The 24,620-nt window shown below is 69.2% G+C and carries 23 protein-coding genes and 1 pseudogene; 13 read left to right on the plus strand and 11 right to left on the minus strand.

Features of this window, described 5'->3' with window-relative positions:
* Positions 1 to 628: 628 nt before the first annotated feature.
* Positions 629 to 1,561 carry a PLP-dependent cysteine synthase family protein gene (locus ACTOQ3_RS25770; RefSeq protein ID WP_440085927.1) on the minus strand — a complete coding sequence of 311 codons (933 nt, stop codon included), beginning with the start codon at positions 1,559 to 1,561 and terminating at the stop codon, positions 629 to 631.
* Positions 1,562 to 1,878: 317 nt separating this feature from the next.
* Positions 1,879 to 2,310, minus strand: coding sequence for a hypothetical protein (locus tag ACTOQ3_RS25775; protein WP_440086074.1), 432 nt, complete (start codon positions 2,308 to 2,310; stop codon positions 1,879 to 1,881).
* Here ACTOQ3_RS25775 and ACTOQ3_RS25780 point away from each other — a divergent pair.
* From ACTOQ3_RS25780 to ACTOQ3_RS25810, 7 genes and pseudogenes are all read left to right on the plus strand, one after another.
* Positions 2,203 to 3,099, plus strand: a pseudogene (locus ACTOQ3_RS25780) (transposase). The gene ACTOQ3_RS25775 and the pseudogene ACTOQ3_RS25780 overlap by 108 nt on opposite strands.
* A gap of 169 nt (positions 3,100 to 3,268) precedes the next feature.
* Entirely contained in the window at positions 3,269 to 3,610 is a 342-nt protein-coding gene (locus ACTOQ3_RS25785) for a WecB/TagA/CpsF family glycosyltransferase (protein ID WP_440086063.1), read from the plus strand.
* 14 nt (positions 3,611 to 3,624) lie between these two features.
* Complete coding sequence (locus ACTOQ3_RS25790; RefSeq protein WP_440086075.1) at positions 3,625 to 3,747, plus strand: hypothetical protein; 123 nt, start codon at positions 3,625 to 3,627, stop codon at positions 3,745 to 3,747.
* Between the two features lie 93 nt (positions 3,748 to 3,840).
* Complete coding sequence (locus ACTOQ3_RS25795; RefSeq protein ID WP_440086064.1) at positions 3,841 to 4,671, plus strand: helix-turn-helix domain-containing protein; 831 nt, start codon at positions 3,841 to 3,843, stop codon at positions 4,669 to 4,671.
* Positions 4,672 to 4,736: 65 nt separating this feature from the next.
* Positions 4,737 to 5,318 (plus strand): dihydrofolate reductase family protein, encoded by a 582-nt coding sequence (locus ACTOQ3_RS25800; RefSeq protein WP_440085928.1) that lies wholly within the window; start codon positions 4,737 to 4,739, stop codon positions 5,316 to 5,318.
* Positions 5,315 to 5,620, plus strand: a complete 306-nt coding sequence (locus tag ACTOQ3_RS25805; protein ID WP_440085929.1) for a hypothetical protein — start codon at positions 5,315 to 5,317, stop codon at positions 5,618 to 5,620. The genes ACTOQ3_RS25800 and ACTOQ3_RS25805 overlap by 4 nt, the downstream gene beginning before the upstream one ends.
* A gap of 102 nt (positions 5,621 to 5,722) precedes the next feature.
* Positions 5,723 to 6,442 carry a hypothetical protein gene (locus ACTOQ3_RS25810; protein WP_440085930.1) on the plus strand — a complete coding sequence of 240 codons (720 nt, stop codon included), beginning with the start codon at positions 5,723 to 5,725 and terminating at the stop codon, positions 6,440 to 6,442.
* Positions 6,443 to 6,705: 263 nt separating this feature from the next.
* Here ACTOQ3_RS25810 and ACTOQ3_RS25815 read toward each other — a convergent pair whose 3' ends face one another.
* The 4 genes from ACTOQ3_RS25815 to ACTOQ3_RS25830 all read right to left on the minus strand — a co-directional run bounded on the left by ACTOQ3_RS25815 (position 6,706) and on the right by ACTOQ3_RS25830 (position 9,665).
* Positions 6,706 to 7,302, minus strand: a complete 597-nt coding sequence (locus ACTOQ3_RS25815) for a TetR/AcrR family transcriptional regulator (RefSeq protein WP_440085931.1) — start codon at positions 7,300 to 7,302, stop codon at positions 6,706 to 6,708.
* Positions 7,295 to 8,128 (minus strand): alpha/beta fold hydrolase, encoded by an 834-nt coding sequence (locus ACTOQ3_RS25820; protein ID WP_440085932.1) that lies wholly within the window; start codon positions 8,126 to 8,128, stop codon positions 7,295 to 7,297. The genes ACTOQ3_RS25815 and ACTOQ3_RS25820 overlap by 8 nt, the downstream gene beginning before the upstream one ends.
* Before the next feature lie 628 nt (positions 8,129 to 8,756).
* Positions 8,757 to 9,149 (minus strand): hypothetical protein, encoded by a 393-nt coding sequence (locus tag ACTOQ3_RS25825; RefSeq protein WP_440085933.1) that lies wholly within the window; start codon positions 9,147 to 9,149, stop codon positions 8,757 to 8,759.
* 39 nt (positions 9,150 to 9,188) lie between these two features.
* Positions 9,189 to 9,665, minus strand: a complete 477-nt coding sequence (locus ACTOQ3_RS25830) for a transposase family protein (protein WP_440086065.1) — start codon at positions 9,663 to 9,665, stop codon at positions 9,189 to 9,191.
* A gap of 500 nt (positions 9,666 to 10,165) precedes the next feature.
* On the opposite strand from ACTOQ3_RS25830, the gene ACTOQ3_RS25835 reads away from it, so the two are divergent.
* Positions 10,166 to 10,339, plus strand: coding sequence for a cellulose binding domain-containing protein (locus ACTOQ3_RS25835; RefSeq protein ID WP_440085934.1), 174 nt, complete (start codon positions 10,166 to 10,168; stop codon positions 10,337 to 10,339).
* 136 nt (positions 10,340 to 10,475) lie between these two features.
* Positions 10,476 to 12,188 carry an alpha/beta fold hydrolase gene (locus ACTOQ3_RS25840; protein WP_440085935.1) on the plus strand — a complete coding sequence of 571 codons (1,713 nt, stop codon included), beginning with the start codon at positions 10,476 to 10,478 and terminating at the stop codon, positions 12,186 to 12,188.
* A gap of 262 nt (positions 12,189 to 12,450) precedes the next feature.
* On the opposite strand, the gene ACTOQ3_RS25845 is transcribed toward ACTOQ3_RS25840, so the two are convergent.
* Positions 12,451 to 13,491 (minus strand): NmrA family NAD(P)-binding protein, encoded by a 1,041-nt coding sequence (locus ACTOQ3_RS25845; protein ID WP_440085936.1) that lies wholly within the window; start codon positions 13,489 to 13,491, stop codon positions 12,451 to 12,453.
* Here ACTOQ3_RS25845 and ACTOQ3_RS25850 point away from each other — a divergent pair.
* On the plus strand, positions 13,379 to 13,747 hold the full coding sequence (locus ACTOQ3_RS25850; RefSeq protein WP_440085938.1) for a winged helix-turn-helix transcriptional regulator: 369 nt from the start codon (positions 13,379 to 13,381) through the stop codon (positions 13,745 to 13,747). The genes ACTOQ3_RS25845 and ACTOQ3_RS25850 overlap by 113 nt on opposite strands.
* Before the next feature lie 313 nt (positions 13,748 to 14,060).
* Here the strand turns inward: ACTOQ3_RS25850 and ACTOQ3_RS25855 are convergent, their stop codons facing one another.
* Together ACTOQ3_RS25855 and ACTOQ3_RS25860 are read right to left on the minus strand one after the other, a co-directional pair.
* On the minus strand, positions 14,061 to 15,464 hold the full coding sequence (locus ACTOQ3_RS25855; protein WP_440085939.1) for a sensor histidine kinase: 1,404 nt from the start codon (positions 15,462 to 15,464) through the stop codon (positions 14,061 to 14,063).
* Positions 15,461 to 16,129 carry a response regulator transcription factor gene (locus ACTOQ3_RS25860; protein ID WP_440085940.1) on the minus strand — a complete coding sequence of 223 codons (669 nt, stop codon included), beginning with the start codon at positions 16,127 to 16,129 and terminating at the stop codon, positions 15,461 to 15,463. The genes ACTOQ3_RS25855 and ACTOQ3_RS25860 overlap by 4 nt, the downstream gene beginning before the upstream one ends.
* 75 nt (positions 16,130 to 16,204) lie before the next feature.
* On the opposite strand from ACTOQ3_RS25860, the gene ACTOQ3_RS25865 reads away from it, so the two are divergent.
* Positions 16,205 to 18,388, plus strand: a complete 2,184-nt coding sequence (locus ACTOQ3_RS25865; RefSeq protein ID WP_440085941.1) for an MMPL family transporter — start codon at positions 16,205 to 16,207, stop codon at positions 18,386 to 18,388.
* Positions 18,389 to 19,800: 1,412 nt separating this feature from the next.
* A complete protein-coding gene (locus ACTOQ3_RS25870; RefSeq protein WP_440085942.1) occupies positions 19,801 to 22,455 on the plus strand; it encodes an RICIN domain-containing protein in 2,655 nt (884 codons plus the stop codon).
* A 369-nt stretch (positions 22,456 to 22,824) separates the two neighbouring features.
* Here the strand turns inward: ACTOQ3_RS25870 and ACTOQ3_RS25875 are convergent, their stop codons facing one another.
* Positions 22,825 to 23,199, minus strand: coding sequence for an integrase core domain-containing protein (locus ACTOQ3_RS25875; RefSeq protein ID WP_440085943.1), 375 nt, complete (start codon positions 23,197 to 23,199; stop codon positions 22,825 to 22,827).
* A gap of 314 nt (positions 23,200 to 23,513) precedes the next feature.
* On the opposite strand from ACTOQ3_RS25875, the gene cyaB reads away from it, so the two are divergent.
* Positions 23,514 to 24,068 carry a class IV adenylate cyclase gene (gene cyaB, locus ACTOQ3_RS25880; RefSeq protein WP_440085944.1) on the plus strand — a complete coding sequence of 185 codons (555 nt, stop codon included), beginning with the start codon at positions 23,514 to 23,516 and terminating at the stop codon, positions 24,066 to 24,068.
* Here the strand turns inward: cyaB and ACTOQ3_RS25885 are convergent.
* On the minus strand, positions 24,065 to 24,292 hold the full coding sequence (locus ACTOQ3_RS25885; protein WP_440085945.1) for a hypothetical protein: 228 nt from the start codon (positions 24,290 to 24,292) through the stop codon (positions 24,065 to 24,067). The two genes, cyaB and ACTOQ3_RS25885, sit on opposite strands and share 4 nt — an antisense overlap.
* Positions 24,293 to 24,620 lie beyond the last annotated feature (328 nt).

Raw genomic sequence — 24,620 nt, forward strand, 5'->3', positions numbered from 1 at the left:
TCGAAGAGTTCGGTGTTCCGCCGCTGCGACACTCCTTCGTACAACCAGGAGGACCAAGGACAGCCGCCAGAGGGACAGACCCGCCGCGGTCGGATGATCAGGATTCATCTGGGGGTCCGGTAGGAGCGAACGGTGAACCCGGGCTGGTGTCACATCCGTTGACAGGATCGCCGCGAGCCGGTGTGTCACCAGGCACGACAGCCGTGTTTGGGGGTTGAGGAACATCGGAACGAAAAGTGGCGCCAAGGGAACGTGATCATGGTTCTTATCGTGACCGGCCGTTCCGCTGTGCTGGGCTCCCAGCTGGACAGGGTGGCAAAAAGGTACGTAGGGAGCATCACGACCTGCAGGAACAGGACCCCGGTCGTTACCGCGGCGCGAGATGCCGGACCTGATCTCGTGACGTTCAAGCCCGAGACCTCTGCCTGTGACGGCCAGGGGCAGGCAGCCCGCAGCGGGGGACCTGACCTGGGATAATGGGGCTTAGCGTTACTTTTCGTTCCGATGTTCCTCAACCCCCGCAACCTGAAGGATCACGCGATGGCCGTCCTCATTTCACGGCACCACGCCCTCTACCTGGGAAACTCGTACACCACCTCCGTGGAGGCAACCGCAGGAAGAGCCTCGATCAGCGTTGGTACACCTTGGTGCTGAGGTACTTCAGCCCCGAGTCGACCAGCAGGGTCGCGACCCTGGCCTGCGGCCCCAGCCGCTGCCCGAGCTGGATGGCGGCGAGGACATTTGCTCCGGACGACGTCCCGGCGAATAATCCCTCTTCCCGAGCCAGACGCCTGGCCATCTCCTCGGCGTCGGCGGTGGAGATGGGAACGATGTCATCCGGAAGGGTGGGATCCCACATCGGCGGAAGGTAGCCGATGCCAATGCCTTCGATGCGGTGTGCGCCGGGCTGGCCGCCGGAGAGCACGGCGGACTCCGCTGGTTCTACCGCGACGACTCGAAGCGCTGGATTGTGACGCTTGAGGGGAGTCATCGCTCCGCGAAGTGAGGCCGTCGTCCCGATCGAGTGGACGAATGCATCGACTCGTCCCCCTGTCTGCTGCCAAATCTCCTCGCCCATGGGGTGGTAGCCGACGATGCTGTCAGCATTGTTCAGCTGATCGGTCCAGTACGTGCGCGGTTGCCGGCTGAACTCCCGGGCGGTTTCGATCATGCTCTGGATGAGGGCCTTGGTGATCAGCCCGTTCTCGCTGGGCACGAGGGTGAGCTCCGCGCCGAGCGCCGCCATTTGGATCAGCTTGTCCTCACTGAAGGCATCCGAGCTGACAATCCGCAGACGGTAGCCCTTGGCCGCGCACACCAGAGCGAGGGAGGCACCGGTACTGCCCCCCGTGTACTCGACGACGGTGTCACCGGGCCTTAACCGCCCATCGCCCTCGGCTCTCGTGATCATTGACTGGGCCATTCGGTCCTTCATGCTCCCAGTCGGGTTCTGGCCCTCCACCTTGACGAAGATCTCCGCGCATCCGGCCGGTACGACCCTGCGCAGTCTCACCAGCGGCGTGTTTCCAATCGCCGTCAGTACGCTGTTGTCACTGTCCATGATCCATTATTTCCTTTCGATGTCCGTGCTGCGCTTCGATCGTCTGGCCGATCGCACGCCGCATCCAGTTCAAATTTTGAACCGCTGCGAACGTCGCATCGGGGGTTGAGGAACATCGGTACGAAAAGTAACGCTAAGCCCTATCGCCCCAGGTCTCCCACTGTGACGGGCTGCCTGCTCCTGGCCGTCACGGGCAGGGGTCTGGGGATTGGATGCCTATCCCCAGACCGGCCGGGGCCGGTGTCTGCTCATCGGGTGATCCGCCGCCGTTGTGATCGATGGATGCCGGGCTGATGAGCCTGACTTTGGGAGGGTCTTCAAGACCTGACCCCAGACCGGCCCTCCTGGCGTTCGCCCGCCACGACTACGGCTTTTCGACGAGCGTGGTGTTCGTGGTTCGAGCCCGTCTGCGGGGTCGACCTCCTAAACGCGGCCGAGCTGGTGAGCTCTTGCAACAGGAGGCCCCGTGGATCGCTGGGGTCGCGAACGGCTGATCGGATGTCGGACCGGCGAGTCCTTCGATTAGCGGGCCGCGCGTCTTCGCTGCGGTTTTGAGCTGCACCGATGATCGGCTGCTTGTCTTTGGAGGAGCACTGGCGAAGCTGTTTTGCGGGATCGACTGGGCCGAACACCACCACGACATCGCCCTCGTCGATGGCACCGGCGGCAGGGTCGCCGAGACCCGCATCAGCAACGACGCCGCAGGCCTGCGCGCGCTGCTGGAGCTGCTGGCCGGCGTCGGCGACCATTCTCGGCCAGCGGATCCGGTCGCTGTTGCACGACTACTTCTCCGCCGCCCTGGAGGCGTTTGCGCACCTGCGCAACGGCGGCGTCACCAGGGCCGAGGCCCGGGTCATCCTCGCGCCGGCACCCACTCCCGCCCGCGCCGCCGTCCTCACCCGCGGGCAACTGCGGGCCGCGCTCGAACGGGCCGGGCGAGTTCGCCACGTCGACCAAGGCGTCGAACGACTTCACGCGATCTTCCGCGCCGAACACATGCGTCTACCTGATCTGGTCAAGCAGGCCATGGGTCACCAGCTCACCGCGCTGCTCAACCAGCTCGAAGCGGCCTGCACAGCCGAGCAGAACCTGGCCACCCTCGTGGAGGAGGCCTCCACCCGGCACCCCGACGCCGAAATCATCACTGTTTCCCGGGGGCCGGCCCGCTGATCGGTGCCCGCATCCTGGCCGAGATCGGTGACGACCGGACCCGCTTCGCCGATGCTCGCGGCTTGAAGGCGTATGCCGGCTCGGCGCCGGTCACCCGAGCCAGCGGCACGTCGCGGCACATCATGACCCGCAAGGTGAAGAACGACCGCCTGGCCGCCACTGGCTACATCTGGGCGTTCGCCGCACTACGGCCCTCACCAGGGGCGCGGGCGCACTACGACCATCGCAAAGCAGCCAACGACGCCCATACCGCAGCTCTACGGCACCTGTTCAACCGCCTGATCGGCTGCCTTTATCACTGCCTCCAAAAGCGCCGAACCTACGACGAGTCCGTCGCGTTTTCACCTCGCCTATCAGCCATCGCTTGACACCACAACGTGCTCGGATGTCTAGGGACACGTTCGGGAGCAGGAGGCCAACCACGCCGCCAGCTCGACGACGACTTCTGATCACCGCCCGCGCCCGCTGCCAGCACCATCACGCCGTGTCGAGGCGGGCCAGCAGCGCGGCCGCGGCCGCCGCCCGCACCCCCGCCACATCTACGCCGACGGCATCAGCGTGGTGTGGTCGATCCGCCGCAAGTACGGCGCCCGGCTGGAGCGCATCGCCGGCATCGACCTGTGGCACGCCCTGATGCGGCACGCCGGCCGCGACCAGGTGCCGGTGTTCCCGCTCGGCGCCTGCCCGGAGGTGGTCGCCGTCGTGGAGCAGCGGCTGAAGGACGAATGGCAGGTCAGCGTCGTCGGCACCCAGGCCGGAAGCTCTCCGCGGGTTCTGCGCCATGCCTTCAGGCGCGTTTCCAGAAGCCGGTGGCTGATCCACTTCCGGAATCGAGTGATTCCGGAAGTAGCACCTGACGTGCTGACGACACCTTCGTGACCGGCGATCATGCTTTGAGCGTCAACAGATGTGACACCAACCCGGGTTCACCGTTCCACACCAACATGACCCCCTACGGTGAGATCCGGCTGCGCACCGACCGGCGCCTGGACCTCACCGACCTGCCGACTGCGTAACGCCGGACGCTCGCCCGTTCCGGCGGCAGCGCGGCTGGACATCCCGGCGCTCGATGCCGGCGGGGCGTCGGCGATACTGTGGGCGTGGAGTACATGTCCAGAGTGCCGCGACCGCCGCTGGACGGGCTGATCGACGACCTTTACTACCTGGAGGGTGCGCCGCCGTACGCCCGGCTGACGCTGCCGCCGAGTCCGTCGGCGTTGCTCATCGTCAACCTCGGGGCGCCGTTCCGCATCCGCGCCGGCACCGACATCGAGACGGCCGAGTACGCCGACGGCTGCGTGGTCACCATGCCCACCCGCGCCTTCGAGTTCGGCTATCCGCCGGGGACCCGGTCCGTCGGCGTGCACGTCAAGCCGTGGGGGCTGGCGCCGTTCCTGCCGATGCCCGCGGCCGAGCTGTGTGACCGGCCGGTGACGGTGGAGCAGGTTTGGGGCCGGCCCGCCGTTGCTGAGCTGCGAGACCGGCTGGCCACGGCGGACGGACCGCACGAGATGCTGACGCTGCTCGAGGAGGAGCTGATGCGACGGCTGTGCGAGACCGCCGGCCTGGGGCTGGTCCGCCATACGAGCAGCGTCATCGCGGCGGCCAGCGGGGCGGTGGCGATCGGCGACCTGAGCGTGGCGGCCGGTGTCAGCAGCACTCATCTGGCACAGCGGTTCAAGGAGCTCATCGGTGTCACGCCGAAGCGGCTGGCCCGCACCTACCGCTTCGCCGCCACCGTGTTCGCGATCAACCCCGCCGGACCGATCGACTGGGGCGACCTCGCCGGTGGCGCAGGCTACTTCGACCAAGCCCACTTCGGCCACGAGTTCCGGGCGTTCACCGGGCTCACACCGACCCGGTACGTCGAAGTCCGGCGGCGGTTCCTGCGCGAACATCCCGGCCACGTGATGAACGGCTGGCCGCTGCCGGCCGATTGATTTCTTACAAGAGCGACAGCTCACGACACGCTAATTTGGGGCACCCCAAAGTAGAGGAGAGCCCCGTGGGCAAGGTGGTCATGTACAGCTCGGTGTCGGTGGACGGCTTCGTCGCGGACGAGAATGACCAGCCCGGACCGCTGTTCGACTGGTTGTCCAGCGGTGACGTCCCGTTGGACGAGAGCGGTGAGCTGAAGGTGTCGCAGACGTCCCACGACTACACCCGGGCGTACTGGGACCAGATCGGAGTCACGATCGTCGGCCGCCACGTCTTCGACATGACGGACGGCTGGGGCGGCAAGCCGCCGGGCGGGATCGACCACGTGGTCGTCGTGTCGCACCGGCCGATGCCCGAGGGCTGGGACCCCGAGGCGCCGTTTCACTTCGTCGACGGCGTCGAGGCAGCCGTGGCCAAGGCGCAGGAGCTCGCGGGTGACCGCTTGGTCGAGGTCGCCGCCGGCGACGTCGGTGGCCAGCTGCTTGCCGCGGGTCTGGTCGACGAGGTGCGCATGGACGTCGTACCCGTGGTGTTCGGGTCCGGCAAGCGCTACTTCGGGTCGGTCGACGCGCAGCACCTGTTGGAGGATCCTGACGTGGTGATTCAGGGCAACCGGGTGCTTCACCTGCGCTATCGGGTGCGCCGTTGACCGACCGGATCGCCGAGCTCGTCGCCCTGGACGACGACGTCCCGCTCTCGGCGCGCAAGGGCAAGGTCATCGTCCGCTCCGGCAAGGGCGATACCTCCCGCGAGATCCCGCTCCCGGACGGCACCGCGCGGACCTCCATCACCGAGTGGCGCACCGACCGCGCCTCCTGGCCCGGCGCCGACACCCCGGCGTCGTTCCTCAACCGCCGCGGCGGGCGGTGGGAGGCGGCCAACGGTTCGAGAAGTGTCGCTCATCGCACCGCCAGCCGTCATACGGTTTCTGCACGCAACATCCCCAATTAATGCGACATATCTTCACCAACACCGACACCCTTCGCGATCTTGCTCTGCGAGAATGCCTTCATTCCTCTCACACGGGGTGAGGGCATCCTCGTAAGCATTCACGTGAAGCGCTTCATCGCCGGGCTCACCGGCGTCGCGACCGCCGTCGTGGCCCTGCCCGCTTCCCCCACGACCGCACCCGCCCAGGCGGCCACCGTCTCCTTCGCCGTGGTCAATCCGGTGAACGCGCTCAAACAGCAGTTCCGCACCGGGTACGGCGTGCGGCTCATCGAGACCGTCCGTCTCGACTGGAAGAAAAACGCAACGACCGTGCGCCGCAAGGGCACGCTGCAGTTCGGCCCCTCCGGTGTCGTCGCCGCGGACGTCGTGCGGCGCGCCACCTCCAACCGGCCTGATGGTGCGGACACTGCCGTCTACGTACAGCACATGATCGACGTCGATGGGAAGCACTACCACTGCGACGTCGCTCCGGCCAGCACCTACCTTCCCGCCGGCAAGACATGGGAACGCGCCGGCGTCGACAGGCCCTCACAGAAATGGGGCACCGTCTTCGGCGATCAATCCATCAACGTGTTCGAGCCGGCCACCTTGGCGCTTCTGCTGCGCGCCTCGACCCACCGCCTGCCTGATCAGGGCGGCACCCAGTACCGGGGCACGATCACTCCGGCGCAACTCCGCACGGCCTCCCGCTCCTACCGCGAGATGACCTCCTTCGGACGGGGCGGCAAGGACAAGCAGGGAAAAATCACCTGGCGGCTCTGGGTGAACAACAAAGGGTTGGTGACCCGCCTGGTGACCCGCGACGCGTTCGCCTTGCGGTGAGCTGGGGGCTGTGATGTGCGACTTGGGCGGAGTGGATTCACGTGGCGCACGGCGACCTCACCAGCCCCGGACCGCGGCCGGCGGCCGCTTGCCGTGAGGCTATGAGCGATGACGAGCCGAAGTTCGGCCACGGCCTGGGGCGGCGGCCGCTGTCGGGCGAGCGCGGTTGATGTCGATGAGGGAGGTGAGGGTGGGTTTCATGGTGGTTTCCACTTCTGGCTCACGCGAAGGAGAGGGGGTGAGGGGTCGGCCGCGCGGGTGGCCTATGGGTGATCGGCAGGGCCGGGGTCGGGCTCTGGGGTGGCGCGCAGGCCGCGGTCGACGAAGTCGATGAGCCATTCGAAGCTTTCGTCGATGTCGGCCGACCATTGGAATCCGTTGGCGGCCTGCAGGGTGGCGAAGCCGTGGAAGGCGCTGCGTAGCGCGCGTAGCGCGTGGGGTATCTCCTGCGGGGCGATGTCGTATCCCCGCAGTACCGCCTCGAAGGGGCCGAGTCCTCGCCTCTCGGCGACCGTGATCGGGTCGTCTGGGCCGGTCGAGGTGATGCCGATGGTGGCCGCGTAACGGCCGGGGTGGGCGAGGACGAAGTCACGCAGCGCGCGGGCCGCGGCGGTCAGGGCGTCACGCCCGGCGCGGCCCTGGGTGGCCGTGCCGATCGCATCAGCGGCCTCGGCGAGGGTGAGCGCCGCGATCTGCCGGTTGAGCTCGGCCTGGCTGGCGATGTGCTTGTACAGCGACGGGGTGCGTACTCCGACCCGCTCGGCCAGCCGGCCCATGGTCAGCTCGGTGAAGCCGATCTCGTCGGCGAGCGCGGCGCCGGCCGCGGCGATCGTGGCCGCGTTCAGGCCTGCCCTAGGCACGGACGCCGCCCAAAAAGCGCAGGATCGCGGCGAGGGTCTGCCGGGGGTGTTGGACGTGCGGGTAGTGGCCGGCGCCGTCGATCATCTCCAGCCGGCCCAGTCCGGTCGGCAGGCCGGCGACGATCGCCTCGCCCTCGGCGCGAGGTGAGGCCCAGTCGGGGTCGAGGCTGCCCTGGACGATGAGCGTCGGGCAGGTGACGTTGCCCAGCTGTTCACCGGCGTCGGCGGGTGAGGTCTTGCCCATCGCCTGCAGGACCTTCATCCGGCCCGGCTCCTGCAGCATCGCGGTGATCTGTTTCATGCGCACGTCCCAGTCGGCCGGCTTGACGCCGGGGTAGGCGAGGTCCAGGTACTTGGCCCACTGCCGGGTGCTGCCCAAGATGGTGGTGCCCATCAGATGGGTCGCACCCCGGCGGTAGGCGGACACCCGCAGGTCACCGAGCCGGACCTGCTGCTTGCGGGTGAAGGGTGCGAGCTCGACCAGCGCGGTGACCAGTTCTGGGGCCTTGGCCGCGGCGATCGTGGCCGCACCGCCGGCGATGGAGTGCCCGACGAGCACCGCCGGCCCGCCGAGGTGGCGCATCAGGGCGATCAGGTCACCGGCGAGGGCGGTGCGGGTGCAGGAGGCCCACCCGACGCTGGACTCACCGTGGCCGCGCAGGTCCACCGCGGCGACCCGGTACCCGGCCTCCACAAGGGCGGGGGTGAGGAACCGGTAGGCCTCGCGGCTGTCGCCCATGCCGTGGGCGAGCACCACCAGCGGGCCGGCGGTGCCGGTCACCTCGTAAGCGATGGTCCCGCCGTCGACGTTCAGGAACTCGGTCATGACTACCTCCAGGTGGTTCGTCAACGCCTAGCTAATCACATTAGCTAAAAGCTATCTGCTTTAGCTGGCGAGTCAACCCCTGGAGCACGCGCCGTTGACGGCAGAGGTGGGGGATGCCTCCAAGCCCTGGACGCACCCGGTCCCACAAAGATCTGGTTGGGCGTCCTTCTCTCGAAGGTGGATGGGGTCGTCTGGTCCACGTGCCCGCGGTGTCAAGTAGGCGGTCGATCAGATCGTTGGACATCGGGCCGGGTTCGAGCAGGCCGCGATACGTGGGAGTCGTCACAAAAGTGTCATTGCAAAATCGTCGCTTCGTGTCAATGTCCAGCTCAGAGGCTATTTCGACCCTTAATGAAGATCGTTTCGAATGACGAAAAGCTTCGTCGAGCTCTTCCTGACGTACAGTGACGGTTTCTGCTGACATGAAGTGGCGAACCTGCTGGTCAAAGCCTATGGATGTCTGCTTTATCGCAGCAGTTCGTCATCGGATGTCGGTGGATGTCATTCGGCGGGCCATGGTCACCGCCACCGTGACGGCCGGGGGCGGCAAGGCTAGCGGGGGAGCAGGTAGGGCCGTCGCAGCGGGAGATCCAGCCGACACTCGGATCGTGCTGCTCTTTCGTGTGTCCTACCAGAGGGTGGACGGTCCCGCGACGACCCAGCCGGCGTCGGTAGGCTTGACCCAAAAGCCCAATGACACCTCGATCATCTGCGCGCGGTAGGTGACCTCGACGTAGAAATGGCTGCCAGTGTGGCCCCAGTCGAAGCCCCCGAGATCGAGTTCGCAGAGCCAAGACAGATCCTGCTCCCACCCGTCGGTAGCAAGGTTGCAGCTCGCCTCGTCCGCATCGGCGCTCGCTCCAACCGAGCCGGCCCATAGCGACTTGAGCACATGCCGGACCGATGAGTGATCGACGAGCTGTTCGGCCTCAGGGATCTTCCCTGCTCGGAGCAGGCTGAAGTAGCGGCGAACGACCGCTTCGACGTCGGTCTTGGTCGGGCGCTCCGTCCAGATCTCCACCGCGAGATCATAAAGGTTGGATGACGCCGCCGAATGTTTTCATCCCGCTTCGCGGACCTGAAGAACGAGGATCGCTTTGACGAGCTGACCTGCGAGAAGTGGGCAGCATCGGAGTTTGCGCAGGATGCGCCAGGTTTTCAGTTGTGCGTTGGCGCGCTCGCCGGGTCCGCGGAGCTTGGCGTGGGCGGCGTTGGCGGCCTTCTGCGAGGCGGGCTTGTTGCGGCCCTTGTAGGGCACGTGCACGTGCTCACCGGCGTCGACGTACCTCCTATCAGGCAGGGTGACCAGGTCGGCGGTCTGCAGGCGGCGCAGGATGCCCCAGATCCGGGCGGCTTTGAGGTCGTGCACCGAGCCGGGCAAGGAGCCGGAGGTCCACAGGAGGATGCCGTCAGGAGCGGCCAGGACCAGCGGCGCCTGCCGAGCCGGGTCCAACCGCCGCCACCGGCAGCGGCGTTCGGTCCGCTGCGCGCGGGTCAGTTCGGCCAGGCGGACCAGGGTGCGGTTGGACAGCGGAATCGCGGCGGGTAAGACAGCAACGAGGCTCCCGGCTGGGGCATCGGATCTTGGTCGACTGCTGTCTTACCGGGAGCCTCCTCTCGCCCGCCACTGCTCTGCGCAGTTCGTCGTGGCCAGGGCCGTCAGGCTGAAAAGAGCTCCATGATCAGATATCCCTTGGATGCTCTGCGGACGACCCGCCGCCTACGCATGGTGCAGCCGGTCACAAGCACACGACCGGCGTGCACGGCGTCGCCGACACTGCCGGGCCGCCCACCGGGGGGCGCCATGAAAACACCATGAAAACGATCATGGGCGGCGATCCGCCTGACCAGGCCGACATGATCGGACCGGCGCTGCCGGCTTGACACGGCCCGCGCGCCAGGTGATCGTCAGGGCCCGGCCTTCCCGGGTCACTCGCGAACCGCCCTCCACGGCAGGGAGACCCATGCCCGTACGGAAAGCCCCCCTCGCCTTGCCGGCGGCGCTCGCCGTCGCCGTGGCGATCGGGCCGGCAGCGGGTGGGGCGGCACCTGGACGACCGGCTCCCAGGACGTGGAGTCATTCCGGCCGCGGAGAACGCGACCATCCCGGCGGGCGGCTCGGTCACGGCCGGCTTCGTCGGTGTCGACGAGGGCGCCTACCCCTCGCCCGCGGTCTTCCGGATCAACGGCACCATCTGCACCACCCAATAGCACCCCCGGTCCGTCGTCCGGCGCCCCGGCGCCGGGCCGGAGCAGGGCAACGGGACGGCGATGCCCGCGTCGCGGGCGCCGCCGTGGGAGGGGCCGACCGGCGGACGTGCACGCACGAAGGACGGAGAGTGACGACATGACGGACACCACGGGCGGCTCCCCAGACGGCACTCGCCTGCCCCGGGTGACACGGCTCTCGGACCACGCGGCCCAGGCCCCCGCCTCCCGGGAACGGGGCGCCGCGGCCGCGGCTTCGGTGGCACACCGCCGCGGGCAGGGGAGCGCGGGCCGTGCTCCGGACGTGCCGCGCGACGCGGGAGGGAACGGCACGAGCGCGGTCCCGGCCGCCCCGGCACGCGGGCGGGGCCGGTCCGGACGCCTCGTCCGTGCCGTGACGGCCACCGCGCTCGCACCGGTCGCCGCCTTGGCCCTGGCCGCCCCCGCGGTCGCCGCACCCGGTACCGCCACCGGGGGCAAGGGACTGCGGTGGGAGGCGTGCGCCGGGGTGAGCACGCCGGACCTGCGATGCGCACGGGTCACCGTCCCCCTCGACCACCGCCGCCCGCGCGGCCGCACCATCTCCGTCGTCATCTCCCGGCTGCCCGCCACCGACCCGGCGCGGCGCCGGGGTGTTTTGCTCACCACCGGCGGCGGACCCGGTGGGCCGGGCGTCCCGCTGCCCGTGAGCCTCGCCCCGGCGCTGTCCGCCGAGGTCCGCGCCCGGTATGACCTGGTCGGGTTCGACATGAGATTCGTCGAGCGCAGCACGCCCATCGGCTGCGGGCAGCCCGAGGAGGAGCCCGGCGGGTTCTGGGTACGCCCCGCGACCCCCGGACGCTTCCCCGCCGAAGCCGCCGAGGCCCGGCGGTACGCCGAAGACTGCGTACGGGCCTCCGGCTGGGCCCTGCCGCACGCCACCACCGCGAACGCCGCCCGCGACATGGACCTCATCCGCGCGGCCCTCGGCGAGGAGAAGATCTCCTACCTGGGCGGCTCGTACGCGGGACTGCTCGGCACCGTCTACGGCACGCTGTTCCCGCACCGCGTGGACCGGTTCGTACTGGACAGCCCGGTGAACGCCGATACGATCTGGCGGCCCTACGAGATGGGCCGCACCCCTGCGTTCGAGGAGGGAACAGTGGCCCTCGCCGCCTGGGTCGCCGGGCGGCACTCCGAATACGGTCTGGGGGAGACCTCCGCACAGGTGCACGCCACGCTCACCGGGATCCTCGACCGGGCCACCCGAGCGCCCATCGTCATCGGCGGTCACGCCTGGACCGTCGGCGAGCTGGGTGCCCTGCTGGTGGCCGGGATCTACGACGAGCGCGCCTTCGGCGTCGTCGCCGCGGCCTTCGCCGCCGTCGCGGCCGGACGTGAGCCGTCCCTGCCATTCCCCATCCGCCCTCCGCGGCCCGAGGGCGTGCCCGGCGTGCCCGGCGACCACCACACCGCCACCAACATCGCCTACCGCTGCGCCGATGCCCCCTGGCCGCGCGACCCACGCGTCTACCTGCGCGACATCGCCTCCCAGCGGGACCGCCACCCGCTGTTCGGCCCGGTCAACGCCAACATCAACCCCTGCGCGTTCTGGCCGCCCGCCAAGGACGAACCGGTGCGGCTCGACGGCAACCGCGCGCCGGCCGCCCTGGTCGTCGCGGCCCTGCGGGACGTGGCGGTGCCGCCTTCTGTGAGCAGAGCCGTGGCCGCGCGCATCCGCGGGTCACGCCTGGTCACGATCGACGCCCACACCCACGCCCCGTTCCCGCACTACGGGAACGCTTGCCTCAACGCCACGGTCACCCACTACCTCACCACCGGTGAACTGCCGGCCACCGACACCGCCTGCTGACCCCGCCGCCCAGCGCAACGTCCGGCTCCACACCCCGAGGTACGGGCTGATCGAGATGCGGGCCAAGGCGATCGAGTTCCCCGAGCCGGACGGGTCGCCGAGGCCCGGGCACGCCTATCCCAAGCGGTTCACGGTCGACCACGTCAGGGGCTACCGTCCCGTCGCCACCGCCCGCCACCCGGACGCGGGCCGGAGGGACGGAAGCACGCGACGGCCCGGCGGCGGGAAACCGGCACCCGGGCCGCCGAGCACGCCGCCATCTTCAGGTCCGCCAGTCCTGGCGCATGGCCCAGGCGTGCAAGCCCGTCGGTCCGGTCCTGATCACCGTGGGGTCCGGGGCCGGAGGGGGTGGCGTTCCCGGCGGGGGTGGGGTGTAGGCGGCGGCGACGCCCGCGGCGGCCTCGGCTCCGACGTACGGGGCCAGCATCCGCTCGTACTCACCCGGCTCGACGCTTCGCCACCGCACCTCGCGCCCCAGCGCGGCGGCGAGCTCGGCGGCGACCTGGTCGCCCGTCATCGCCTGGGGACCGGCCATGATCTGCAGGGACGGCGGTTGCGGCTCGGTGACCAGCGCGGCGATGGCGGCGGCCAGGTCGTCGAGCGCGAGCCAGGGCACCGGCAGCTCCGCGGGCAGCGGGTAGGCCACCTCCCCTGCGGCCACGCGCGCCAGTGACCAGGGGGCGGTCAGGTTCTCCATGTACGTGAACGCCGGACCGACGACGGTGGCGGCGCCGACGACGCCCGGCAGCTCGGCGGCCAGCAGCGCCCGCGCGTCCACGAACGGCACCCCGACGGGCTCGGCGACGGGCGGGCCGCCGGTGTTGAACACCACCCGCGGCACCCCCGCGCCCTTGAGCGCGCCAAGCACCGCCTCGGCCTGCGGCACCGCCGCCTCGGCGGCGAAGACCAGCGGCAGCTGCACGACGACCGCGTCGGCCCCGGCGTAGGCGTCGGCCAGGGACGCGGGAAGGGACAGGTTCGCCAAGACCGGCTCGGCACCTGCGGGCAGGCCGGGCGCGGCGGTGTCGCGCACGGCGGCGCGCACGCGGTGACCCGCAGCGAGCAGGCGCCGGACCACGGGGCGCCCTTGGGCGCCGGTCGCTCCATGAACGACAACAGTTGATCTGTTCATGGAACGGCACATTAGTTTCCATTGTGAAGTAGTACCTAGAAGGAAATATAGTGTCCGCATGGAAACCAACGGCGGGGACGTGGCCTCCCGCCTGGCGACGGCGTCGCCGCGCGGCTGCGGCGTGGAGCGGACGCTCAGGGTCCTCGACGGCAAGTGGTCGACGCTGATCATCCGGGAGCTGCTCAGCGGCCCAAAGCGGTTCGGGAAGCTGCGTACCGCTTTGGGTGACCCCAGCGCCAAGACGCTCACCGACCGGCTCCGCACCCTGGAGAACCAGGAGATCCTCACCCGCACGGTGCACGCGGAGGTGCCGCCGCGGGTCGTCTACGAGCTCACCGAGCAGGGCCGGAGCCTCAGCGGCATCCTGTACGCCATGCTCGCGTGGGGCGAAGAGCACCCGCTCGCCGGGGAGCCGCAACGACCGTGATCCCGGTTCCGGAAGCAGATCAGCCAACGGCTTCTGGAAAGCGCTCGAAGGCATGGCGCAGAACCCGCGCAGAGCTTCCGGAAACACGGCTGTCGTGCCCGGTGACACCCCTGCTCGCGGCGATCCCGTCAACGGATGTGAGACTCCTCCCTGACGACCTTCACGATCTTCGGCAGGGCGACGGGACGCGCCCCCGCGTCCCACCGCCCGGCGACAGCTCGCTTCGCGCTGCTTCTCGCTGGACGTGACCTGGTTCCGGTGCTCCCACGGGCGGCCACGGGACAGGGGCAGCGGAGTCGACCCGGTTTGGTGGTCACCCGCGCGGGAGCCGGAGTTCGAACGCGGCGCCCGAGTCGGACGGCAGGGCTCGGGCGTGCCCATGGTGCGCGGCGGCGACAGCCGCGACGATGGCGAGCCCCAGGCCGGTGCCGGAGCGGCGGGTGGGGTCGGCGCGGTAGAAACGCTCGAAGGCGCGCACCGCCTGCACGGCGCTCAGCCCCGGACCTTCGTCGCGCACCTCGACGACCGCGTCGTCGCCCTCCGCCCGGACGGTCACCGTCGCCGCCGTGCCCGCCGGGGTGTGCGTACGTACATTGACCAGCAGGTTGTCCAGGGCCTGGCGCAGGCGCGTGCGGTCGCCGCGGATGAGGACGGGTCCGGTCGCCCGGAGGGCGAGAGGACGGCCGAGGTCCACGGCCGCGGAGGCGGCGACGGCCTCGGCGGCGAGATCCGCGAGGTCGACCGGCTCGCGTTCCAGCGGGCGCCGCTCGTCGAGCTCGGCCAGCAGGAGGAGCTCGTGCACGAGGACGCCCATGTGCTCGGCCTCGGCCTCGATCCTGGCCATGGTCTTGGCCAGGTCACCGGGGCGGTTCGCGGCGCCCCGCCGGAACAGCTCCGCGTACCCCCGTACGGAGGCCACGGGCGTGCGCAGCTCATGCGAGGCGTCGGCGATGAAGCGGCGCAGCCGTTCCTCCGAGGCGGTGCGCTCGCGGAAGGCGGCCTCGATCTGGCCGAGCATCGCGTTCAGTGCCAGCCCGAGCCTGCCCGCCTCGGTATGCGGCTCGGCCGGCTCGACCCGCCGCGTGAGATCGCCGCCGCCGATGGCCTGGGCGGTCTCGGAGATGTCGTCCAGGGGGCGCAGCGCGTGGCGGATCGCTCGAAAGGCGACAAGGGCGAGCACGCAGAGCACGAGCAGCGTGATGGCCGCGAAGACGCCGGTCAGCCGCTTCGTGACGGTGTCGTACTCGGCCGTGCGGATCCCGCTGACCAGGATCCGGCCGTCCGGCAGCCAGGAGTGGCGAAGCCACCACTGGTCCTCGCTCGCGAAAGGGCCGCCCAGGTCGGGGGCGGCGTCCTCGCGTACGTAGACGGCCCCGTCCGGGTCGGCGGTGGTCGGGCGGCGGGGCGAGGTGGCGCCGATGTGCACGTCGGCGGAGAGAACAGTCCTGATCACGTTGCCGCGGGTGTCCCGCACCTGGAGAAGAACCGGGGTCGCCGCGGCGGAGAACAACCGGGCCGTCTCCTCGTCCGGCGAGCGGCCCTCGGCGAGGAACGGAGTGACGGCCGCGGCGAAGCGGTCGAGCCGGTCGCGGGCGCGTTCCGCGCCGGCGTCCCTGGTGATGCCCCACGTCACCAGAGGCACGCCGACGAGCCCCGTCGTCAGCAGGGCGAGCACGGTGAGGGTCAGGCGCGCCCGTAGCGACCGCGTGCGGATCACGACCGCGGCAGGCGCAGCATGTAGCCGACGCGCGGGACGTTGTGAATGAGCGGCGGGTCGCCGATCTTCCTGCGCAGGTAGCTCACGTATGTGTGGACGAGGCCCTCGCTGCCGCCGCTCTCGGACTCCCAGACGTGGTCGAGTATCTGCTGTTTGGTGAGCACCCGCCCGGCGTTGACCAGCAGGTAGCGCAGCAGCGTGTACTCCTTCGGACTCAGCCCGATCAGGCGGCCCTCGCGGCGTACCTCACGGGGGCCGTCGTCGATCTCCAGGCCCGCGTAGGAGAGCCGGTCGGCGGACATCGTGCGGCGCAGGACGACATGGGTCCGCACGATCAGCTCCTCCAGACTGAACGGCTTGGTCAGGTAGTCGTCCCCACCCGACCTGAGACCGGCGATCCTGTCCTCGGTGCGGCCCATCGCGGTCAGGAAGATGATCGGGAACCGGTGTCCCAGCCGCCGCAGCCGCCGGCAGGTGTCCAGCCCGGAGCCGTCGGGCAGTCCGATGTCCAGGACGAGCAGGTCCGGCGCGTTTCCGGCCACCCGGGAGACCGCCTCGCCCCCCGATCCCGCGGCCTCCGCCTCGAAGCCCTCGTGACGCATGGCCATGACCACGAGGTCGGCGAGATGGGGGTCGTCGTCCACGACAAGGATGCGAGCGCTCATCCGGCCAGTCTGCCGTGGAGTTCTCAAGGAACTCTGTCACAGCGGAACTGAAGAGTGCGCTGCTGCACTGGGCGCATGAATCATCTAGACGACCGGTTCACCGCGCGGCTCGGACGGTTCGTGCTGCGGCACAAACTGGTGGTGGTGCTGGCCTGGCTGACGGTCACGGTAGCGGGAGTGTTCGCGACCGTCGCCGTGGGCGACCGGCTGACGGAGGACTTCGCCCAGCCCGGACGACCCGGGTACGAGGCCAACCAGGCCATGCACCGGCTCTACGGAACCGGCGGCGACGACCCGCCCCTCGTCGTCGTCGTCACGTTGCCGGAGGGCGGCACGGCGGCACGGCAGCGCGCGGAGATCGGCAGACTGTTCTCGGCCGCCGTCTCGGCCATGGGCGTGCGCGTCGTGTCGTACGCCGACACGGCCGACCCGCGATTCGTCGGCGACGACGGGCGGACCACGTACGGGCTGGTGTTCACCGAACCCACGCGCGGCATGAACGCCGACCTGAGCGAGCCGCTCGAGAAGGCGTTACAGCCGGCGTTGATGCCGGGCGCGACGCTGCGCGTCACCGGTATGGAGGCCTTGGCCGAAGCCGAGGCGAAGGGCATCGACGTGCTCGCCGAGACGCTCATCGGCGGGCTGGGGGCGCTGGTCGTGCTCGCATTCGTGTTCGGCTCGGTGCTCGCGCTGGTGCCCCTCCTGGTGGCGGCCGTGTCGATCCCCGTCACCTTCCTGGCGGTGTACGGCCTGACCGGCGTGACGGACGTGCACACGATCGTGCAATTCATCGTCTCCCTCGTGGGGCTGGGCGTGGCCATCGACTACTCGCTGCTGCTCATCACCCGCTGGCGGGAGGAGCGCGCGCTCGGGTACGAGGGCGAGGCGGCCGTCGAGCGCGCCATGACGACGGCGGGCCGCTCCGTGGTGGTCAGCGGGGTCACCGTGGGCATCGGCCTGCTGGCCATGGTGGTCATCCCGGTGCCGTTCCTGCGCAGCGTCGGGTACGGCGGCATCCTGGTGCCGCTCGTCAGCGTGCCGGCCGTACTGACCCTGCTGCCCGTCCTGCTGGCCAAGGGCGGGGCGCGACTCGACTGGCCCCGCCGTCGGCTCCCCGCCGAAACCGGCCGGTGGCAGGCCTGGGCACGGGGCGTGGTCCGGTTCCGCTGGGCCGGGCTGGCCGCCTCCGGCGCGCTGCTCGCGGCGCTCGGCTGCGCGGCGTTCTCGCTTCAGCTCGGTCAGCCGGTAAGCGACTCCCTGCCCCGCACCGGCCCCGCCTACGAGGGGCTGTCCGAGCTGCGGCGGGCGGGCATTCCCTCCGGGGTGCTCACCCCGCTCGACGTGATCCTTCCCCCCGGCGACGATCCCGCCGTGCGGGCGGCGCGCCTGGCGGAGCTGCCCGGCGTGCGCACGGCGGTGGCCCCGCACGGCTGGCGGAGTGGCGGAACGTCGCTGATCACGGTCATCCCCTCGGACGAGACGGGCACGGAGGCGGGCCGGGCCACGATCGCCCGGGTCCGCGCGGCCGTGCCCGCGGGCGCCCAGGTCTCGGGCGAGGGGCCGCAGAGCCTCGACTTCGTGGCCGCGGTCTACGGCGGCTTCCCCGCTGTGCTCGCACTCATCTCCGTCCTGACGTTCCTGCTGCTCGTGCGGGCTTTCCGCTCGCTGCTGCTGGCGGTCAAGGCGATCGTGCTCAACGTGCTCTCCCTCGGCGCCACCATGGGCGCGGTGGTGCTCGTCTGGCAGTACGGCTACGGCTCCGAGCCGATCTGGGGGCTGGCCGGCACGGGCTCCATCGCCGAGTTCATCCCGGTCATGATCTTCGCGTTCCTGTACGGGCTGTCGATGGACTACGAGGTGTTCATCCTGGCCAGGATGCGGGAGGCGTATGACCGGACCGGCTCCACCGACGAGGCGGTCGTCGAGGGCCTGGGGCGGACCGGACGGCTGGTCACCAGCGCGGCGCTGATTCTGTTCCTGGCGTTCGGGTCACTGGCGGCGGCCCCGCAGCCGGAGATCAAGATGTTCGCGACGGGGCTCGGGCTGGGCGTGCTGCTGGACGCGACCGTGATCAGGGCGCTGCTGTTGCCGGCGTTCGTCGCGGTGATGGGCCGATGGAACTGGTGGCTGCCCGGCCGCCCGGCCCTGCTCGTACGGGTGCTCGCCGGTCGGCGGCCGGACATTCCGGTCCCGGTTCGTATGCCTGGACCGCGGCCTGAGTCCGATCCCGCGGGGCAAGGTCGACGGATCCACGAGTAGGCCGGCGGCGCGGTGCCGGGCGTCGCCTGCGGTCCGTACGGCAGGACCTGGTGTCAGCAAGATCCAGCTGAGGCCGCTACAGCGCGCGAGACCCTGGCCACCCACGCCGACCTGGAAAGAGTGCGCCAGCGCCACGACGAGCAGACCCAGCGTCTGCGCGCCGATCTGGAGGCCGCCCGGCAGCACGCTGAGACCCGCGCCACCGAGCTGATCCGCCTCCAGCTGCACGAGGCCGCCCTAGGCAAAAGCGGCAAGGAAGTGAGTGGGAGTCGTCACAAAAGTGTCAGTGTAAAATCGTCACTTCGTGTCAATGCCCAGCTCAGAGGCTATTTCGATCCTTAATGAAGATCGTTTCGGACGATGATCAAAAGCTTCGTCGAGCTCTTCCTGACATACAGTGACGATTTCTGTTGACATGAAGTGACGAACCTGCTGGTCAAGGCCTGTGGATGTCTGCTTTATCGCAGCAGTTCGTCATCGGATGTCAGTGGATGTCATTCGGTGGGCCATGGTCACCGTCACCGTGACGGCCGGGGGCGGCAAGGCTAGCGGGGGAGAAGGTAGGGCCGTCGCCGACGATGGCACCCGCGTCCCAGCATCTGCTCCGTCGGCAACGACAAGATCATCACTCATCGGATCTACTACGACCAGCTGGAGCTGTACAGCCAGTTTGGTGGCGAACTCGTCTTCGGCGGTCCCTCACCGGCATAGCCCGGCGTGCGGTCGAACTCCGCATGCCGTAGGCGGGAGCCCTGCCTGGCAGGCGAGCAGGAAAACTGGTCGCCGACGTGTTGTGGACGCAACGGTCGCCCGAGTTCGGCGGTGAAGACGCAACCGCTGTCGCCGCTGTTGTAGCGGTGCAGGAAGTCTCCGAGGACATCGGTGCGTTCGTCATTGCCGGCGTAGGGCCGTAGGTGGGCCCATTCCCCTACCAGGCGCCCGACGGCATCGAATCGATTCGTTTAACTGTGAAAGTTCGACACCGGTCTGGATGGTCCTGAGCATGCCGATTCGATCTTGGAACCATGTTCGAGGTCCAACGCAGCATGAAAATTACACGACGTCTGGGACCGCGTGATCTCATCGGGCCTGATGGGAACCAGACGGCCGAAGTGTCCGATCTCTGTGGAACCCTGATCATTGACAGGTAGGGGTTTGGGCCTTATCTGTGATGTTCGGCCATGCCGTCGAACCGATACGACGCTCCCATTGCGAGGAGACAGGATGCCCCCCTCAAGCCGTCGGCTTTCGCCGGCGAACGGCGACGGCCTGAACGGCCGGGCGGTGGCGCCCGCGGAGGGGCGGCCGGCCCCGGGAAGTGCCTCACGAACGGGATTCACCCGAAAGGATTACCGATGAAGCGGAGCGATCCCTCCTTTCGTCCTCGACGTAGGGCGAGGAGGTGGCCGGCTGTGGTGGCGGCCTTGCTGCTGGTCCCGTTGATCGGGCCTCAGCCGGCTGTGGCGGCACAGCGGTCCGCGTCGTCGGAGTCCACCGCGTCGGAGTCCACCGCGTCGGTCGCCGCCGCCGCTGGAGACCTCGACGGCTTCACCGCGGGCAATGCCGCGGTCGCCTCGGTCGATCTGGCCGGGACGTGGAGCTTCACTCCGGCGGGCCGGTCGACGACGTCGATCAAGGTGCCCGGAGGTGGCTGGTACAAGCAGGGTTTCACCGATGTGTCCCAAGCGGTGTACTCGCGTACGGTGACGGTGCCGGACTCAGGGCAGCCGCAGTCGGCGTGGATCGAGTTCGGCGCCGTGAACCACCAGGCGACCTTGTCGGTGGACGGCCGGGTGGTCGCGACGCAGACCACGGCCTTCACTCCCTCGAAGTTCGACATCAGCGCCTACGCCGCCCCGGGCACCACTCATACGATCAGCGTCGATGTGAAGGGCCGCGACGCGTTGAAGGCGTCCAACGGCCGGTACCTGGTGCCCGACGCCGCCGACTGGTCCGAGGCGGTCCCCCAGGGGATCTTCCGGTCGGCGTTCTTGCGGGTGTACCCGGAGGTGTACGTCAGCGACACATTCGTGCGGACGTCGGTGGCGAACAAGACGTTGAGCTACGACGTGTCGGTGCGTAACACGTCGGGCAGTTCCCGGTCGGTGACGTTGACCGGGTCGCTGTCGTCCGACAACGGAACGGCTTTCAGCTACCCGCAACTGCCCAGCCGAACGGTCACCGTGGCGGCCCGCTCGACCGCGACCGTGACCGTCGGGCCGGTCGCGTGGAACCTCGACAGCACCTCGTACTGGTGGCCCAACGTGCCGTACCGGTCGGGGTACCGGGCGCAGCTGCACCGGCTGGCGGTGAATGCCGCCACCGATGACGGGCACACCAGCGACGCCACGTACCGGTTCGGGTTCCGGGAGGCCACCCAGAACGGTGAGTACTACTACCTCAACGGCGTGCGCGTGAACTTCCGCGGCGACAACCTCCAGGGTGCCGACTACGACCGGGTCAACAACGGCGGCAAGGGCGACGCCTACGACACGCTGCCCGGATTCCTTCCGCCTTCGTCGGGCAACGGCGGCTGGCCGCAGGCGGTGGACAACTACCAGCGGCTGAACTTCAACGTGGTGCGCATCCACCAGGAGCCCGCCAGCCCGTACATGTTGGATGTCGCCGACGAGATGGGCCTGATGATCATCGGTGAGACCGCGATTCGCGGCTCCTCCGGCAAGCAGGATTGGATCGCCGGGCACGACAACATGGTCAACCACGCCCGTGCGCTGGTCCTGCGCGACCGCAACCACCCCGCGATCATCCGCTGGAGTCAGTCCAACGAGCCGAACCAGAGCGGCCAGGATTCCGAACAGTTCGAGAAGGACCTGTACACGGCGATGAACGGCGCCGACGGCACCCGGCCGATCATCACCGAGGTGGGCGTCAACGGGAATGTCAACGGCTATCCCGGGATGACGTACGCCAACTTCGCGGTGATCCCGCACTACGTCGACGGCTTCGCCAGGTACGGGGAGCGCCTGATCACCGTGAACGGGCGGCCCGACGGCGAGGGCGAGTACATCTGGCCGGCATGCAACACCAAGCAGGGCTTCGAGTGGTTCGCCACGGCAACCTTGGCCAAGCGCGGCAAGGACGCCTCCGACCTGCGTCCGTACACGCTGCTGTCCGCCTGGGCCAGCGTCGTGCCCGGAGTGCGGACCACCGACTTCGTCCCGGAGGAGGGCGGTCGCCCTGTCTACGGCGCGGACAACCTCCCGAACCCCTGGAGCAACCCGCAGTTCCAGCGCGTGCAGGCGGCGTTCAACCCGGTGGCAGCGGTCGACCTGCCGTACTGGTCGGCCTCCGGCGTCTCGGACGCGAACGGCACCTTCCCGCTGCCGCAGGCCGTGCCCACCTACGCCCGGAACGCCACGGTCACCCGCAACATCACCGTCTTCAACGACGACTTCGCCGACACTTCGGTGGGCTTCACCTGGACGGCGCGGCTCGACGCGCCGGACGGCGCGGTCGTCGCGTCCGGAAGCACGACCCTGACCGTCCCGCTCGGCTCGCGGGTCACCCAGCCGGTCACCTTCACCGCACCGGCGAGCGGCTCACGGGTGTACCTGGTACTGACGACCACCAAGTCGGGCGCCACGACGTTCAGCGACGCGGTGGAGTACTTCAACCTCGGCGCAAGCGGACCCGCACCGGGCAACTACCGCATCGTCAACCGCAACAGCGGCAAGCCGCTCGCTGTCGCGGGCAACTCCACCGCGGACGGTGCCAAGGTGATCCAGCAGAGCGGCACCGCCACCTGGACCATCGCCACGGCCTCCGACGGCTCCTACACCCTCAAGTACGTCCCGAGTGGAAAGATGCTCGACGTCAACGCCGGCAGCAGCACGGCCGGGCTGCAACTGCAGCAGTGGACGGCCAACGGCGGCGCCAACCAGAGGTGGTATCTGCGATCCACCGGCAACGGCTACTACACCATCGTCAGCCACAGCAGCGGACTGGTGGCGGACGTCTCCGGTGCGGCGACGAACGACGGGGCGCAGGTCGTGCAGTGGGCCGCCAACGGCGGGGCCAACCAGCAATGGCAACTGAACCCGGCCTGACCGGACAACCCGGTTCTCGCCTGCTGCCGCGGCGTTGACCGCTACCCCTGGCCGCTCGGCCCTGCGGCCAGGGGCGGCGGCGAGATGTCAACTCCGAACGTCGGCAAGCGACCACCACCGAGCACCTTGTCTCCGCTCCCATCGGTACGGGCCGGCAGACCACCGCAGTGAACGCATCGAACCGCCTTGCTCGCGAGTGGTAGGCACTCGTCATTGATCGAACCCCCATGGGGGGTTCGATCAATGACGGCTCAATGGACCCCCACGCTGATGGAGGTTCCGCAACCATCGGCCAGCTCCTACAACCATGAGGAGCTTGTTCGCACAGCTCAGGGGCCTGTCAATCCCCCGAAATCGTGGAGGGCTCCGTTATGCGGCTTGAGTCATCCTGGCTTCGGCCATGAAGCGTTCGTAGTCGATGGGTGACATGCCGTCGCAGGCGCTGTGCCTGCGACGCAGGTTGTAGAAGTCGACGATCCAGGTGGAGATCTTCAGTCGGGCTTCGTGGCGGGTGGCGAAGCGGTGCCGGTGGATGTACTCGACCTTGATGGTGGAGTTGAAGGCCTCGGCGGCGGCGTTGTCGAGAGCGGAGCCGACTCGCGCCCAGCTCACCTCGGCGTCGGTCGGCGAGAAGCTCTCCACCAGCTCCCGGCCCGAGACCACTCGGGCGAAGCGTGGATAGGCGGTCCGGTCGATCGAGGTCACCAGCAACCTCCAGACCATCATCAACAAGACGAAGTCCACCCTAACGATCAGTCGTCAGACCGCGGTGTGTTTCCGTCGTATTCCGGCCGTGCCCCTTTCGCGGTGCCGCGCTGCGGCGGGAGGCTCCCCAGCGACGCCCATGACGCGCTCGTCGGCCCGGTCGGGGACTGGGCCGCCAACCGGGCCGGGAGATGTCCACTCACCTCTCCCAGCCGGTCCAGTCGCGGCCGACTGCGCCACACTCCCGTCCCAGGGGTGGTAACCCCTGCCCGGTGGGCTCGTCGAACAGACCGGCCGGGCGCTGCTGTGCCCGGTAGGCTCCCCAGGTTGCTGTAGAGACCAGGGAGGCCGTCGTGACGCACGGGGTGCAGGAGATCGAGGTCAAATACCGGGTGGGTGACCTGGCGGCATTGGAGGACGCTCTCGCGCAGCAGGGGGCGCTGCTGTCGGCTCCCGTGCACCAGGACGATCAGGCCTACGCCGAGGACGGGTGGACCTACGCCCTGCCAAAGGTCGGCCGGTCGTTCGCCCGGCTGCGTACCCAGGGCGGTCGGCACCTGTTCACGGTGAAGCGGCCGCTGGACAATTCGATGGCGTGCCTGGAGCACGAAACCGTGGTCGCTGACCGCGAGCAGATGCACCACGCCATCACCCTCATGGGCTTTCACCCCACGGTCCGGATCGTGAAGACCCGCCGCATCGCGGCGTTGGGGGACATGACGATCTGTGTTGACGAGGTGCAGCACGCCGGGGTCTTCGTGGAGATCGAGCGCACGGTGAGCGGGCAGGAGTCCGGCACCGTCGTGCAGGCCGAGCTGGATGACTTCGCGCGAGGGCTCGGCGTCGCCCTGGAGCGGATGACCGACACCTACGACTCGCTGGTGCGCGCCGCGCTGGCCCCGGCTTAGAACAGCGGCGGTTCGCCGGATCCGACCGGGTCTGTACACGGCAGGGTGGCCGCTTTCACGTCCACGGCCAGCCGGACAGCCGCATGATCGGTCAGCTTCGCTTCTCTGGTCGCGTGCAGGTACGTACACGAGCGCACGAGGTGGGCCAGGGCCGGGCCGACGTGGAAGTAGTCGTAGCGGTAGCCGTTCAGCCCGATCGGCTGGACGGAGTTCGACAGGCTCATCTGGAGAGCAGATCTCGATCGAGGCGGGGCGTTCCGACGGTCCACGAGAACGGCTTCCCCTGTTCCGCCGTCACCTCCTCCCGTGCTGCTCCTGGAACGACGCGTGTTCCTCAAGGCCGTAACCGGCTTCCCCGGGCATGCGGACCCCGGGCTTCATCCTGCGGGACCCGTACGTACCTGTCGCCGCCCGGCGAGGGCCACCCGAGGGGCGCTTCCAGGATCGCCAGCTCCCCCAGGCCGGCCCCTGGTCCGACTCCCCGGTCCGAATCCGGGCTCCGCACACCTGCCCACGCCGACGCCCGACGCCCGTCGCCCGTCGCCCTGAGAT

It is taken from the genome of Streptosporangium sp. LJ11 (assembly GCF_051918945.1).
Taxonomy (GTDB): domain Bacteria; phylum Actinomycetota; class Actinomycetes; order Streptosporangiales; family Streptosporangiaceae; genus Streptosporangium.